10 protein-coding genes are annotated in these 16,574 nt (G+C 44.5%); all 10 read left to right on the top strand.

What is annotated here, in order from left to right; translation table 11 throughout:
- The first annotated feature begins 385 nt into the window (after positions 1–385).
- On the top strand, positions 386–2,212 hold the full coding sequence (locus IQ244_RS30920) for an AAA family ATPase (RefSeq protein ID WP_193900501.1): 1,827 nt from the start codon (positions 386–388) through the stop codon (positions 2,210–2,212).
- A 288-nt stretch (positions 2,213–2,500) separates the two neighbouring features.
- On the top strand, positions 2,501–3,190 hold the full coding sequence (locus IQ244_RS30925; RefSeq protein ID WP_193900502.1) for a GvpL/GvpF family gas vesicle protein: 690 nt from the start codon (positions 2,501–2,503) through the stop codon (positions 3,188–3,190).
- A 239-nt stretch (positions 3,191–3,429) separates the two neighbouring features.
- On the top strand, positions 3,430–3,651 hold the full coding sequence (gene gvpA, locus IQ244_RS30930; protein ID WP_012408764.1) for a gas vesicle structural protein GvpA: 222 nt from the start codon (positions 3,430–3,432) through the stop codon (positions 3,649–3,651).
- A 199-nt stretch (positions 3,652–3,850) separates the two neighbouring features.
- Positions 3,851–4,549 carry a gas vesicle protein GvpC gene (locus tag IQ244_RS30935; protein WP_193900503.1) on the top strand — a complete coding sequence of 233 codons (699 nt, stop codon included), beginning with the start codon at positions 3,851–3,853 and terminating at the stop codon, positions 4,547–4,549.
- A gap of 429 nt (positions 4,550–4,978) precedes the next feature.
- On the top strand, positions 4,979–6,289 hold the full coding sequence (locus IQ244_RS30940) for a response regulator (protein ID WP_193900504.1): 1,311 nt from the start codon (positions 4,979–4,981) through the stop codon (positions 6,287–6,289).
- Positions 6,290–6,435: 146 nt separating this feature from the next.
- Positions 6,436–6,798 (top strand): response regulator transcription factor, encoded by a 363-nt coding sequence (locus tag IQ244_RS30945; RefSeq protein WP_069071669.1) that lies wholly within the window; start codon positions 6,436–6,438, stop codon positions 6,796–6,798.
- A gap of 14 nt (positions 6,799–6,812) precedes the next feature.
- Positions 6,813–7,346, top strand: coding sequence for a chemotaxis protein CheW (locus IQ244_RS30950; RefSeq protein ID WP_114085084.1), 534 nt, complete (start codon positions 6,813–6,815; stop codon positions 7,344–7,346).
- Positions 7,347–7,728: 382 nt separating this feature from the next.
- On the top strand, positions 7,729–12,966 hold the full coding sequence (locus tag IQ244_RS30955; RefSeq protein ID WP_193900505.1) for a GAF domain-containing protein: 5,238 nt from the start codon (positions 7,729–7,731) through the stop codon (positions 12,964–12,966).
- A 15-nt stretch (positions 12,967–12,981) separates the two neighbouring features.
- Positions 12,982–16,110 carry a hybrid sensor histidine kinase/response regulator gene (locus IQ244_RS30960; protein ID WP_193900506.1) on the top strand — a complete coding sequence of 1,043 codons (3,129 nt, stop codon included), beginning with the start codon at positions 12,982–12,984 and terminating at the stop codon, positions 16,108–16,110.
- A 47-nt stretch (positions 16,111–16,157) separates the two neighbouring features.
- Positions 16,158–16,544: a four helix bundle protein gene (locus IQ244_RS30965; RefSeq protein WP_190960305.1), complete on the top strand. Its 387-nt coding sequence runs from the start codon at positions 16,158–16,160 to the stop codon at positions 16,542–16,544.
- Positions 16,545–16,574: the final 30 nt, after the last annotated feature.

Below are 16,574 nucleotides of genomic sequence, written 5' to 3' on the forward strand. Positions count from 1 at the left end.
CCCTAACCCTCCCCTTTACAAGCTACTGTGTATACACAAGTCGGGTTGAAAATCAAATAGAGGGAAAAGAACGGAAAATTATTTTTAAAATCCTTGATTTTCCGTTAATTCTATATCAATAAGCTGACAGTATTGATAATCAGCTTGATAAGCTCAAAAGCTTGCCTACTAAGGCTTGCATCTTACCAGGCAAGGATTTTAGGACTTGTGTATACACCGTAGCCTTTACAAGGGGAGGGAACTAGATTTTCCGGTTTCCCCCCTTGTAAAGGGGGGATTAAGGGGGGTAACTCGACACCGTAGCTTTACAACGGGGGTAAGGGAGGATCTAAAAGTACCCAAAATCACAGCGAAACACTTTTCAAACAACCTCTAAGTAAAATCAATGGACGACATATTTAAAGGATTTGAACACCTATTAGAAATTGCCAAAGCTTTAGAAGAAAAAGTAGAGAAAGGCGAGTTAAAAACTTCTATTCAAATTCGCTCTCATAATCTCAGTAGTATTCCCCGGCAAGGCAATATTCCGAGAACAAGTAATTCCAGCCGAGCCAGATCCAATTCCACCGTTGGCACTACACCAATGGATGATTCTGCTGATGTCACCCCCCCATCAGCTCGGACGAACTCAAAAACTTCTTGGCAAGATGTCGGCGGCTTGGGTGATGTTCTCCAAGAAATCAGAGAGCTAGTTGAAATTCCGCTTAAACGTCCAGATTTATTGGTGAAATTAGGGTTAGAGCCTCCGCGTGGGGTTTTGCTCGTTGGCCCGCCCGGTACGGGAAAAACTTTAACAGCCCGTGTTTTGGCAGAAGAGTTAGAGTTAAACTACATTGCCATCAATGGCCCAGAGGTGATGAGCAAGTATTACGGGGAAGCAGAAGCTCGTTTGCGAAGTATTTTTGAGAAAGCAACTCGTTCTGCTCCCTGCCTGATATTTATTGACGAAATTGACAGCCTTGCCCCAGATCGCAGCCAAGTAGAAGGTGAAGTTGAAAAAAGACTAGTGGCGCAGTTGCTGGGGTTAATGGATGGGTTTGCCAAAACCGAGGGCGTACTCGTATTAGCGGCAACAAATCGTCCCGATTATCTCGATCCGGCACTGCGTCGTCCGGGACGCTTCGATCGCGAAGTTCAGTTTCGAGTTCCCGATCGCAATGGACGATTGGAAATTCTCACGATTTTGACAAGTGCTATGCCCTTGGAGACTTCAATTAATTTAGGAGCGATCGCCGATTTGGCTGTCGGTTTTGTCGGTGCCGATATCAAAGCTCTTTGTCAAAAAGCAGCCTACATTGCCCTTCGTCGTCAAGTCCCCTCACTCAACAGCCCCGTTCCTGAGAACATGACTATCATGCAGCAGGATTTTCTCGAAGCAATTAAGGAGATAAAACCCTCGGTTCTCAGGGATGTGGCAGTTGAAGTACCAAGTGTCAGTTGGGATGACATTGGTGGATTGGATGATGTGAAACAAAAACTTCAAGAATCTGTAGAGGGCGCACTTCTGTATCCCGAACTATACGAGCAAACCAAAGCCAAGCCTCCTCGTGGGATTCTGTTGTGGGGGCCGCCTGGAACCGGGAAAACATTACTGGCAAAAGCGATCGCTTCCCAGGCTAGAGCCAACTTTATTGCTGTGAATGGCCCTGAATTACTCAGCCGATGGGTAGGTGCAGCAGAACAAGCAGTCAGAGAACTCTTTCGCAAAGCTCGGCAAGCAGCTCCTTGCGTTGTGTTTATAGATGAAATTGATACCCTAGCACCAGCACGGGGACGATTCACTGGTGATTCTGGAGTTAGCGATCGCGTTGTCGGTCAACTACTCACCGAACTGGATGGGTTGCATGAATGCCCGAAAGTACTGTTAGTAGGAGCAACCAATCGTCCAGAAGCGCTCGATCCTGCCTTGCTCAGAGCCGGAAGATTGGACTTACAAATAAAAATCGATCTACCAGATCGAGCCAGCCGATTAGCGATTTTACAAGTTCACAATCTAGATCGTCCCCTGGTTGATGTCGATTTAGAAACCTGGGCGACAGTTACCGAGGGTTGGAATGGAGCAGACTTGGCTTTGTTGAGCAATCAAGCTGCTTTGAGCGCAATTCGTCGATACCGTGCCCAAGGATTGACTGACTCCACCTTGATTCAGATTACAAATGATGATTTCCAAGTTACATACCAAATGCTTGCTAATCAGCATCAATCTCAATAGTGTTCTGCCCCATTAATTTTGATAGGTGAATCAGTTTTGAAATTCTCTTCTTTCCTTCTTCCTTCGCGCTCTTTGCGTCCTTCGCGGTTCGTTCTCTTATCCCTCAAATTTAATGAGACAAACCAATAGTCTCTGACTTGAAAAAACACAGAAGTTCAGAGCGGAAGCTACTTATCTTCCGAAAACACCTTTGATGTCAAAAGAAGCGTCCCGGAGGACTTCCTAACTTTGGTACAACAAGAGGGAATTATTAATTAGTTAACTTTATTTGTCCAGACTTAATTACTTATGTCAATATACGCTTATGCTCTTCTAGTACCGACCGCATCACCACTTATTCTGCCTTTAGGGATGGAAAGGAATATTGAACTCGTTTACTCTTCTGGTTTAGGTGCGATCGTAGAGCCGGAAATTTTACTGGAGGCAATACAGGCAACGGATGAGCGTTTACTTCAAGCTGTATTAAACCACGATCGCGTAATTCGAGAAATTTTTCAACAAACTCCCCTTCTTCCCCTACGCTTTGGGAGGGGTTTTACCTCTGTAGAAAAACTGCTGAATCATCTAGAAAAGCACCAAGAGCAATATCTAGAAGCCCTAACTCAGCTAGCAGACAAAGTTGAGTACACTTTAAAATTGACACCCTGTTCTTTACTTGACGATTCTGACACTATTGATGCCAGGGGAAAAGCCTATTTATTAGCTAAAAAACAACGCTACCAAACACAGCAAGCATTTCAAGCACAACAATCCGAACAGTGGGAACTCTTGAACCAGTTAATTCTCAAAAAATATACAAATGTTATCTGTGAAACTCGACAGCAAGATGTACGGCAAATCCACTTTTTGGCACAGCGCAACGATTCAACGCTCAGTACGCAGCAGTTTTCCCTCTGGCAGGTACAATGCTCGCACTGGCAATTGGCACTGAGCGAACCTTTACCACCCTATCATTTTCTCAAAAATACTCTCATATAATTTCATAAAAAATAATATTTAAAACTTTCGCAGAAAAAATCAAGATTAGATGATTTTTTCTTTAATTTTTGTCTGAAAAAAATATTGTTAACTTTTTATTATTTTTTTATTTTGTTATATTTTCTCATGTTTTTGGGAACACTAAACCCAGGAAGAATAAAACACATTGTGTAAGTTTTACCTACTGCTCAATCAGAGCAAGATGAAATAAATAATTAGAGTTGTGGGAGAAAAAGAAAATGGCTGTTGAAAAAGTTAACTCATCTTCAAGTCTGGCTGAAGTTATTGACCGCATCTTGGACAAAGGAATTGTAATTGATGCTTGGGTACGTGTTTCTTTAGTTGGTATTGAACTGCTATCAATAGAAGCTCGGATTGTGATTGCTTCAGTTGAAACTTACTTAAGATATGCCGAGGCAGTTGGTTTAACATCTCAGGCTGCTGTTCCATCTGCTGCTTAACAGCATATTAGAGAAAGGGAGTCTTTATGGCTCCTAAGCTGATACGCGTCTAAAGTATATAAACACTCTTGATGGTCGTTGACTGATGACTGTTGACAGGTTTTCGGTTAACAGTCATCAGTCATCAGATAAATATACAAATTAAATGCGTAACAGCTTATTTAATATTTCTAATTAACAAAATAGGAGATATCATCTGATGGCTCTCAAGAATTTATGGGAACAAGAGCGATCGCAGCGATTGCAAATAACTGCTGAACGCCGTCAACAAGTTAACCAGTGGAAACAGCTAACTCAACAAGAATTGCAGCTGCAAGCAGATGTGCTTCATCAAGAATTGAGCAGTTTTGTTACCAGCCTTCACAACGACAGGAACTCACAACAGCAGCAATTTCAGCAAGAGATTGTAGAGCGGCAATTGGAAATATTGCAAATAAAAACAGATGTCTCGCAACGCCAGCAAGAATACCGCCAACAGCGGGCAGCAAAAGCTCAGGCATTATTCCAAAACTTGCAAGATTTTCGGGAAATCTTACATAACAGTGTTTGGGGCGATTACAGTCCCGAACAACCAGTTTCCCCAACTCCTGCTAAAGAAGAGAAATTAGTTGCAACGGTTCCAAAATGGTCAATCTCCCGTTCTGCAATTAAAGCCACAGGTTTTCGTCCTGCCGTCAATACCATGACTAGGAAAGCGCCTGCGTTGAATGCAGATAATGTTAAATCTAAAGTGCAACAATACATTCAGCAAGCTGAAGGAGCTACTCTGATAGAAATTGAAGAGGTGATAGGCTTAAGCCGTGTACAAACGATAGATATTCTGCGCTCCTTAATCAAACAAGGAATACTAGAACAACGCGATCGCCAATACTTTATTCGGCAACAAGCAATTTTTTGACAAACTTAATTTAAGCTCATTTTTTGTATTTGCAGACTAGCGATTGGGCGATCGCTTGTGTCTTTTGTCGTCAGCAGGCATAGTACGCAATCGATAAGCATTAAAGCTGGTCTATGCTTTGTAATATTCAACATTTCCATCTTTTAAAGGTCTGTATTGACAAGCAATTGTCTCAATATATGTAACGTTGTAAAAGTAACATAGATAACTTATTGTCTGATTAAAAAAAGAGCTTAAATCTTTGTTCGAGCTTTCGGCTTTGAACTTTAAAAATGTTTGGATTGGAAAGGGAGATAACAAGCTGGGACAGAGCCATTAAAGTTTTGAACTGTGTTATTGGCGATCGCACGATAAAGTTAGTAAGCTAGATTTTTTGAGCAATTTTAATGTAAATGCAAAACTCAAGATATATAAGGAGGTCGATCCATTGTGAATCAATTGATCGAGCAACTTCAAACTAAATTATTCACAGGCAGGCTGAATCTTGAAGCAAGGGATGGGCCGACTTGGACGCTATATTTTCGTTTAGGACGATTAATTTGGCAGGCTGGCGGTTCTAATGCCGATGAGCGATGGCGACGACATTTGTTGCGCTACTGTTCTAATCTGGATGTGACACAACTGGAGGGGCTTGTCTCTCCCCAGGAAAATTATCGCGAGTATTCCATTCTTGCTAAGTTGCGAGAACAAAAATTAATCGAACAACAACAACTTGTTAGCCTGATTGCAAGCTCAATAGCTGAAGTCCTGTTTGATATCATGCAGTACATTGAAGCCAAAAGAAATGGCGACAATCCAGCAGGGCAGTTGTCACATAGTACCGTTGTTGGTGAAGTTCCTGGGGTTCTCCTAGCTGTAATACCAACAGAGGAAGTTTTGAAACGGGCTACACAAGCCTGGCAAGAATGGCGAGATGCAGGACTGGCAACTTACTCGCCCAATTTATTTCCGATTATTCAACAAATTGAGCTACTCCAAGGACAAGCATCCTCTAAACAGATTATTGCTCTAGTTGATGGAACAAAAACTTTACGAGGTCTAGGGCAAAAAAGCGGTCGAGATGTCTTAGCTTTGACTCGGTTATTGATGACATTGGTAAAAACAGGGGCGATCGCTTTTTCACCCACCCCAAAGCTCAGGCAGGTTGTGATTAGTAAAGAAACTGGCAACCCGTCCAGTGCAGTTAATAATTCCAATTCTTCACTAAAGACAGAAGAAGACACTGTTTTACAAGTTGCTCCTCCAGCGACTAGTAAAGAAATTGTCAGTCCGTCCAGTGCAGTTAATAACTTCAATTCTTCACTTAAGAAAGAAGAGAACACTGTTATACAAGTTGCCCCCCCAGCAGCTAGTAAAGCAATTATTGATGTCTCAAGACCTTTAGTAGCCTGTGTGGATGATAGTCCGACGATCTGTCGCAGTTTGGAGGAAATTCTCACCCATCAAGGTTATCGCTTTGTTGGCATTCAAGATTCCTTGACGGCAGTTTTAAACCTAATTAAAAGCAAGCCAGACTTCATTTTTTTGGATCTTTTGATGCCAAAAGTGAATGGCTATGAAATTTGTTCTCAAATCCGTAAAACTCCAAGTCTCAAAAATGTGCCGGTTGTCATCTTAACTGGGAAAGATGGAATAGTAGATCGGATGCGAGCAAAATTAGTAGGAGCAACTGACTTTTTGGGTAAACCTGTAGAACAAGACAAAGTACTCAATGTACTTCACAAGTATTTAAGTGTTTAGGTTGAAGCGACAGTCATACCAGTGGCTCTCCTACATCCATTTTCAAAACAGATTGTGGATGCGAAATTGCTTTCTAAATCTAGCTTGGTGTTAATTTATTTGTCGCCATTATTTTTCAAATTCTGAATTAAATAGTTAGGAAAAAAATGAAAAAAGTTCTTTTAGTTGAAGATAGCCTCACAGAATCCGAAAAGATGACACGTTACCTAGAGCAAGGAGGATATTCAGTTTATGAAGTTCGTAGTGGTGAAGAGGCTCAACTGCGGTTGAAACAACAAAAACCTGACTTGATTCTACTAGATTTGATTTTGCCAGGCCAAAGTGGATTTGAGTTCTGCCGCAAGTTGAAAGCCGATCCGACAACAAAAGGAATCCCGGTAGTGATTTGCTCAACTAAAAACACAGATGTTGATAGAACTTGGGGCAATATGAGTGGCGCTGATGGCTATTTAGTCAAACCTGTAGACGAAAATACCTTGCTCCAGACTGTTAATAAATTTATTCGCTAAAGGAAACTAGGGCAATGGTACAGGCCAACGATCGCTTTTCTTCGCTACCCATTAATAGCCAATTTCGACTTGAAAACTCTTCCCAAGGAAACAACCAGAGGTTTTTAAGATTTCCGTTGAATGGAAAGGTAAATGGGTTACTCCCATTAGCTGATTTGCGGGGAGTAATTCAGGTTGCACTGACCGAGATTTTACCAGTACCGCAGGTAGCAGAATTCTTGTTAGGCATAATGAATTGGCGGGGAGAAGCGATCTGGATTCTTGATTTAGCAGCTTTGTTGGGAGCAACACACTGGTGTCGGCGGGAAAGTGTGCGTAACTCTGGCATGGCGATGCTTGTTCAAGTCCAGAATCAAACCGTCGGGCTGTTGGTAGAGCAAGTCAATACTATTGAAGTTCACGATCCCCAAGAGCGGTTAGAGATTTCGACATCGATGTTACCTGGCCGACTAGGCTCATTCTTACAGGGTTACTTTGTGGATTCTCAAGGTAGCCCTTTGATGTTACTTGACACCCAGGTTGTGATTCAAGCCCTTCAGCCTCTTTGACACTAGTAGTTCGCCCAGGAAACTTGGCGGGGTAAAGGGCAAGGGGGAAAGGGAAAAAATGTTTACTCCTTTAACCTTTAACCTTTTCCCAGCACTCACCTAACAATTTTGGGTTGGCAGACTACTAGACCTCTTGCAAAAATAGTTTTGCACTCTTGGGGGAAAGGGTTTTTTTTATCAAGAAGGGGAAGGGGAAAAGGTAAAAACCTCGCCCCGCACTTCGTGCCGCTACGCTAACGTGGGCGACTTGTTCATTCCTTTTCCCTTTTCCCTTTAACCTTTTCCCCTCTTTCTTATCCCTTTACCCTTTTCCCGACTTCTGCAAGAAGTTTACTCTGCATTCTACTTATTAACTCCGACAACCTTCATAGCAAGAAAGATCATGGTAATGCATACACCCAGCCAACCTCGCTCAAATTCCAGCAACGGTTATAAGGAAACCGATAACGGGCATACCGTTGATGTACCAGCAAAACAGCAAATTACCTCCGCTCTAGAAGAATTGCGAACTGAACTGGATCAAGCTGATTGGGTGGAAACAGGGCCGTTGCGAGAGAGAATCCGCAAGTTAAAAGAACTGCTAAGTGTGTTGCCGTATCAAGACGGAGGAGATGGATTAGAGGTAGAGCAAGTACAGGCGATCGCTAGCAAAATCCGCCAATTTTCCGATCTAGATACCTTGCTGGCTACTACTGTCATAGAGATACAAAGCGCCCTGCAAGCCGATCGCGTGGTGCTGTATGAGTTTACGAATCCGACGCTGGGGATAGTTGTTGCGGAGGCGATGAGGGATGGTTTTACCCCAATGCTGAAGGAAAAACTGCCTGCCGTCACTTTTGGGTTGGGTTCTGCCAAGGTTTATCAACAAGAAAAATTAGCAGTGATCGCAGATACTCATACTGCAAGCTTATCTCCTTACCAAAAGCAGCTCGTGGATCGGTTTCAGATCAGAGCCTGTGTGAGCTTGCCGATTTTAGCAAAAGATGGGGTTTGGGGTTTGTTGGTAGTGCAGCAATGCACTGCTACCCGCCAGTGGCAGAATGCTGAAATTCAGTTACTAAAATTAATCGAGCAGGAATTAGAAGCGCAACTGCAAGTTGCCGCGATCCAGGCTGCGTTGCAACAAGAAGTGGAAAAAGACCAAATCCTGGTCGGTGTAGCAAATAAAATTCTCCAGTCCAAAGATGTGGATACCATCTTTCGTGTTGCCACCCAAGAAGTGCGACAGTCACTAAAATGCGATCGCGTGGCAATTTATCGTTTCCAGCCAGATTGGAGTGGGGAATTTATTGCTGAATCTGCTGGATCTGAGTGGGTTTCTCTATTAGAAGAACAGCGAAACAATCCAGCAATTGTCAATAACGTTAACTATTGCAGTGTTAGGAACCTTGCAGACGAAGGGGGATTGGCTGGGACAACAGGGCGATCGCACAGTGCAGATAGCTACATTCAGCATACCCAAGGCAAAAATTTCCATCGCGGACAGATTTATCGAGTCACTAATGATATCTATAGTGCTGGTTTTTCTGACTGCTATATCAAAATTTTAGAAGCTTATCAAGCCAAAGCATACATTATTGTTGCCATCTTCCAAGGAGAAAAGTTGTGGGGCTTGCTCGCTGCCTATCAAAATTCTCAGTCTCGTCAGTGGAAAGATAGTGAAGTTCGCCTAATGGTGCAGGTTGCAACTCTGTCTAGTATTACTATTCAACAGGTGCAATATCAGCAACAACTTTATCACCGCTCTGAGGAGTCAGCCAAACTTGTTGAACGAGAACGTACTGTTTTCGGCATCATTGAAAAGATTGGGCAAGCAACGGATATTCGCACCCTTTTTCGGATTACAACTCAAGAGTTGCGGCGATTTTTAAAATGCGATCGCGTTGTCGTTTATCAATTTCATCCAGACTGGAGTGGAGAAGTTATCGCTGAATCTGTGGCTGCTGGTTGGTCCTCACTGTTGGAGATGCAGGAACAAGACAGCACTTTAAAAACAGGTCTGATATCTTCAGAGCGTTGCAATATTAAGGATTATGGCTCCCCTGTTAAACCTGATGCCGATACCCATCTTAAGGAAACGCAGGGTGGAATGTACGCCAAAGGAACGCGCTTCCGTAAAGTCAACGATATTTCTGCTGCTGGTTTTTCACCTTGCTATTTAGAAGCATTAGAGAAGTTTCAAGCCAAAGCATACATCATTGTTCCCATCTTTCGCGCTGGTAATCTTTGGGGTTTGCTAGCAGCCTATCAGAATTCTGATGTTCGGAAATGGACTGAGGAAGAGACTGGTGCTTTGTTGCAGATCGGCGAACCGTTGAGCATTGCTCTCCAGCAAGCTGAATATATCGAACAGCTACGGTTAAAAAATCTAGAAATGACCCAAGTAGCTGAAGTAGAAAACGCGATCGCACGAATGGCGGATAGAATGCGTCAGTCCCAACAGCTAGAAACGATTTACCGCACTACTTTGGCAGAATTGCGGCAGTTGTTCAAATGCGATCGCCTTGCAATATATCGCTTCAACTCTGACTGGAGTGGTGAATTTATTGCTGAATCTGTAGGAAGTGACTGGGTGCCTCTGGTTGGCCCCGATATCAAAACCGTATGGGAAGACGAACACCTACAGCAAACCCAAGGCGGACGCTATCGCAACAATGAAACCTTAGCCGTCAATGATATCTATACTGTTGGTTATGCTCAGTGCCACATCGACCTGTTAGAGCAGTTCCAAGTTAAAGCCTACACCATCGCTCCCATTTTTGCTGGAAACAAACTTTGGGGTTTGTTAGGAGCTTACCAAAATAGCGGCCCGCGCCAGTGGAATTCCGAAGAGGTGCGATTGCTGACCAAATTGGGCATTCAGTTGGGGTTAAGCGTGCAGCAAGTTGAGTACATCGAACAGCTGAAGATGAAGAATGCAGAGTTGGCGCGGGCAGCAGAAGAAGAACAGGTGCTGACAGGGATGGTGGAAAAAATCCGTCAAGCCCAGGATATGGACACAATTTTCCTGAATGTGCTGCCAAGTTTACGCAAACAACTACAGTGCGATCGCCTAGCAGTATTTCACTTTCATCCCGACTGGAGTGTGGAGTTTGTTGCCGAATCCGTAAAAGATAAATGGTTGTCTTTAGCTGATTCCGACATCAAAACGATTTGGATGGACGAATATTTACAAGAAACTCAGGGCGGACGCTATCGCAATCATGAAACCTTTGTTGTCAATGATATCTACACTGCCGGTCACGTTCAGTGCTACCTAGAGATATTAGAAAAAATCCAGGCTAAGGCTTACGCGATCGCTCCGATCTTTATTGGAAACAAACTCTGGGGCTTTATAGGAGCATACCAAAATACTGGCCCTCGCGAGTGGAAATCCAAGGATGTGCAACTGTTGCGAAAAGTAGCTGTGCAAATGGGTATAGGCTTGCAACAGGTTAAGTATATCGAACAACTCAAGAATAAGAATGCAGAGTTAGCCAGAACCGCAGAAGGGGAACGAGCATTAACACGGCTGTCAGAAAAAATTCGCCAAGTTCAAGAGCTAGATACGATTTTCCGCAATGCCCTACCAGAATTGCGATCGCATTTGGAATGCGATCGTCTCGCAGTGTATCGCTTCAATCCAGATTGGGGTGGGGAGTTTATTGCCGAATCCGTAAGTCGTGAATGGGTGGCTTTGGTTGGCCCCGATATCAGGACTATATGGGAAGACGAACACCTACAACAAACCCAAGGTGGACGCTATCGCAACAACGAGACGTTTGTGATTAATGACGTTTACACTGCTGGTCATGCCCAGTGCCACTTGAAAATTCTCGAGCAATTTCAGATTAGAGCCTATATCATCACCCCGATTATTGCCGGAAACAAGCTCTGGGGTTTGTTAGGAGCTTACCAAAATAGCGGCCCGCGGCAATGGCAAGAGAATGAAGTCAACTTGGTAGCGAAAATCGGCACGCAGTTTGGGGTTGCCGTTCAACAATCGCAATACTTACAACAAACCTTAAGCAAGAATGAGGAACTGATCAAACTGGCAGAACGGGAAGTAGCAAACGCCCGATTTTCCTATCGGCTGCCAAGTCGGTTAACAGAGATGGCCCAAAGTCATGGTAATGTTCTGGAATTTATCCAGTTTGCCACCCACGAACTTCGTCAACTGCTGAAAGTAGATCGAGTTGGAGTTTATCGTTTTGAGCCTGATTGGTCTGGAGAATTTGTAGTTGAGTCTGTGACTGGGGATTGGCCTAAGCTTGTGGGAACTAGCCTTGCCAGAGTTAGAGATACCTATCTCCAGTACAACCAAGGAGGGCGTTATGTCCGCAAAGAAAGTTTGCGGGTTGACAATATATATAGTGTCGGCCATGACGAATGTCACATCCAATTGTTAGAGATGTGGGGAACTAAAGCCTACATGATTTCTCCGATTTTTCAAGAAAATCGGCTATGGGGGCTGATGGGAGTTTATCAAAATAGCGCATCGCGCCAGTGGGAGCAATCCGAGGAGGATGTTCTCAACCAAGCCAGCGTCCAGATTGGTATTGCCCTCAATCTTGCAGACTACCTAACACAGGTGCGTATTCAAGAGCAGCAACTAGCAGAAGCAGCAGAGCGCGAACGCACCGCCCGGGAAAAACTCCAACAAGGAGCAATCCGCGTTCTCATGGCTTTGGAACCATCCTTCAGAGGCGATCTGACCGTTCGAGCGCCCCTATCTGAGGATGAAATTGGGACGATCGCCGATGGTTACAATACTACGATCCAAAGTTTGCGAGATTTAGTGCGACAAGTGCAGATTGCTGCTGGCAAGGTAAGTGAAAATTCTAGCAATAACACTACCTCAGTAGTAAAACTATCTGACCAAGCTCAACAGCAGGCAGAACGGCTCGAAAACGCTCTGGAACAATTACAAATAATGGTAACTTCCACCCAGATAGTCGCTGCTGATGCTCAAAAAGTCGGACAGGCGGTGCAAAGAGCTAATAATACCGTCCAAGCTGGTGATTCCCTGATGGAAAGAACCGTAGATGGCATTTTGGAAATTCGAGAAACTGTGTCGGAAACAGCCAAGAAGATTAAACGTCTCGGTGAAGCTTCTCAGAAAATCTCGAAAGTAGTGAGTCTGATTGAAAACTTTGCCACTCAAACCAATTTGCTGGCACTCAATGCTGCGATCGAGGCTACCCGTGCCGGAGAGTATGGCAAAGGCTTTGCGGTGGTTGCAGATGAAGTTCGTTCTCTGGCTTATCAGTCGGCTAGTGCCACCACAGAAATTGAGCGACTCGTGCAAGAAATTCAAGCTGGCACCAACGAAGTTACCGAAGCAATGGAAATAGGGATTAGTCAAGTTGTCCAAGGCTCGAACTTGATCGATGAGACTCGTCATTCCCTGAGTGCGATCGTGGTAGCTACCAACGAAATTGGTGGACTAGTACAAGGAATTACCCAAGCAGTTTCCCATCAAAGTCAGCAATCTCAGATGTTGACAGAGGCGATGATGGATGTTTCGGCGATCGCTCGCAAGACTTCAGAAAGTGCCATTCACATTTCCGAGTCTTTTGAGGAACTACGGATGACTTCACAACAACTGGAAACCAGCGTTAGCCAGTTCAAAGTTGACTAATCTCACAAAACTGTTATGAACTTCGATCCCAGTAATCAAGAGCAGGCTTTTCTTGCGGAAGCGGCAGAGTTATTGCAAACCATTGAGCAGAATCTAATCGGTTTGCTTGATGAAAAAACAATAGAAAAAGTTCATGCCTTGATGCGAAGCGCCCATACTATCAAAGGGAGTGCTGCCAGTGTTGGGCAAGAAACTATTCAGACAATTGCCCATCATTTGGAAGATGTATTCCAAGCGTTATACGCTCCAGAACTGGAAATCGATCCAGAATTGGGTGCTTTGCTTCTAGATGCTTATGAGTGCCTGCGAACTCCATTGAGTGCAGCCTTGATGGGCTTAACCTGCAATGAGGCAGAAATACTCGATCGCACTGCCTCAATCTTTGCCCAACTCCAACATAAACTAGGCGACTTTTTTGGTCGTGAGGCTCCGCTTCCCAGTTCGGAAGAACTTGGCTTCGATGTCGTAGAGTCAATCTTTTCCGGGAGTGTACTCCAGGATTTGCAACAGATGGAAACTGACATCCAAAGCCAAAATCCGCAACAAATTCAAACAACACTCAACTCCCAAGCCGAATTTTTTGTCGAACTAGCAGCATCTTATGGCTTATCTGGATTAGAAGAAATTTCCCAGGCGACCCTAAACGCGCTCAAAGCACATCCAGACAAAGTATTGCAAATCGCTCAGGCGGCTTTAGAAAATTTTAAAGCAGCTCAAGTAGCAGTACTTGCAGGCGATCGCACTCAAGGGGGAGAAATATCTCCACAATTGCGAGAATGGGCAGGAATAACTACTCCTGTCCCAGAACCGCAAGAGCAGCCAGTTGCGATCGCTGCCCAACCCACAGAAACGTCTACAACTGAGAATAAGCCATCCCCTCTCCTCAGTGCCAGCGAAGCGGAATCAATTTGGTCGTTTTTCCCGAAGCGGACTGATAACTCCCTACCGAAAACACCGGAGGTACTGGCACCTATTTCTCAGGATTCGGTAGTAGCTCCCTCTGCCATAGATCGGATTTTACAGTCAATCTGGATCGGAGATCCACAGACATCCTGCCGATACTCAGACTCAGATCGGCCAGCCTCTCCACCACCAGCACCAAGCCTTCAGGCTCAGTCATCGGCATCACTTCCCAGTATCCGAGTAGCGATAGAACAGCTCGATCGCCTCAGCCATACAATTGGGGAATTGCTAATCAGCGAAAACCAACAAAACCTGCAATCTAACCACATCCAGAAAGCAGCCCAAGACACTCTACTACAGTTTTTGTACTGTCAACAACAACTTAGTAAAGTTTTTACTTGGTCGGATCGACATCTGCTGCTTCCCGAACGCAAGCAGCGACATATACATGGATCTCCACGAGTTATCTCTGCTACCGAGGCACAATCCAATTTTGATGCCTTAGAAATGGATAACTATAGCGAGTTGCACATTCTCCTGCAAAATCTTACAGAAGACATGGTGCAATTAGGAGAACAGATTGAGGCTGTTAATGGCTTAGTTCAGCAATCTCGCTTCAGTCTCGGAAAGCGCAAGCAACTGCTTTCAGGAGCGCAGGAAGATTTGCTGCAAGCCAGAATGGTGCCACTGGGAACAGTGTTGAATCGATTACCCCGCCTCCTGCAACAGATGGTAGCAACTTATCATAAGCCTGTTGAACTCAAGCTTGGCGGTACGAAGGTACTGGTGGATAAAGCCATTTCTGAGCAGTTGTACGATCCCTTGCTGCACATGATTCGTAATGCCTTCGATCACGGCATTGAACCAGTAGAAATCCGCCGCCAGCAGGGTAAACCAGAAACCGGAACAATTACAATTAAAGCCTATCATCAAGGCAACCGCACTACTATTGAGGTACGGGATGATGGTCGAGGCTTTAACTGGGAATCCATTCGTCAGCGAGCTATAGAAAAACACCTTCTGACTCCCGAACAAGCCGCCTACGCCTCAGAAGACCAACTGGCAGAGTTATTATTTGAACCAGGCTTTTCTACCGCCAACCAGGTTGGTGAGTTATCTGGCCGTGGTATCGGCTTAGATGTGGTTCGCACTCAATTGCAAGCTTTACAAGGTTCGATTGTGGTGCGATCGCTTTCAGGGCAGGGAACTACCTTCATGCTGCAATTGCCCTTGAGCTTGACAACAGCACGCTTGCTCGTTTGTCAATCTCAAGGTATTACTTATGGCTTGCTGTCTGAAGGAGTTAGCCAGGTTTTATTACCGCAGCCAGAGCAGATTCAAGTCCAGCAATCTTTACACGGGCAAGGCAGCCAAAAATACTGGCAGTGGGGAGAAGGGCAAAATCAGCAATTAGTTCCCATCCGCTCGCTTGCCAATTTGCTGGATTACAAATACCCTTTATTCACCCAAGACCACAATTTAAACCTAAGTCCTTTTCCAGTCAAACAACGGAACACCGTCGAACCTCTGCTGCTGTTGGAAACAGAGCATCAATACCTGTGTTTGCAAGTCGATCAGATTTTAGTCGAGCAGGAATTAGTAATTAAATCCCTCGGCAGAGTCCTGACTTTACCTAGTTACATCCAAGGCTACAGCGTGTTGGGAAATGGTAGTCTGACCCTAATCGTTGACCCGTTGGAGTTAGTTCGGCAAACTTGGGAGACAGATATGATGCCGACTTCCCCGGCATCAAGTCTTGCAATATTGCCCGCGCCTGAGCCTGTTCTTGCTCTAGAGGCGCAGCAATCCGCAACTATAACGCAACCGCAGCAACAGCCGATGGAAGTCAATACAGCCGTTGCTCAACCTAACCGACTAACAGTGTTAGTCGTGGAAGATTCGGTTGTCCAAAGGCAAAGTTTGGTGCAGACGCTCCAGAAAGCCGATTATCAAGTGTTGCAAGCAGGCGATGGTCGAGAGGCGATCGCTCAAATGGTGCAACACAGTGATGTTGATTTAGTGATTTGTGACATTGAAATGCCGCGTATGAATGGATTTGAGTTTTTAGAACACCATCGCCAAGACGAGCGTTTGTCCGGCATTCCTGTGGTGATGCTGACTACTCGTAGTGGACAGAAGCACCGCCAATTAGCTCTAGCTCTAGGGGCGAAAGCTTACATGACCAAACCCTATTCAGAACAGAGCTTTCTAGCCGCGATCGCTGAACTGGTTAATACCTGAGATAAGGCAGGGAGCAGAGGGGCAGGGGAGCAGAGGAGTAGATGAAGATGGAAAAAGAACCAATTAAAAATCATCAAGACTTGAAAGTATATCAAATGGCATTTGATGCAGCCATGAAAATCTTTGAACTCTCTAAAAAGTTTCCTGTCGAGGAGCGGTATTCATTAACCGATCAGATCCGTCGATCGTCACGTTCTGTTTGTGCAAATCTAGCTGAAGCTTGGAGAAAGCGTAGATATGAAGCAGCTTTTGTGGCTAAACTCAATGACTCTGAAGCAGAGGCAGCAGAAACACAAACATGGATTGAATTTGCTGTTAAGTGCAATTATTTGGATGTTGAATTAGGCAGAGAATTATATGGAATCTACAATCGGATCTTAGGTGGTTTGGTAAATATGATTACTGACCCCTCACCTTGGCTAATGAAACGTTAATATTCTTTCTCCCCTGCTCCCCTGCTCCCC

This window comes from Nostoc sp. LEGE 06077, from assembly GCF_015207705.1.
GTDB lineage: Bacteria > Cyanobacteriota > Cyanobacteriia > Cyanobacteriales > Nostocaceae > Nostoc_B.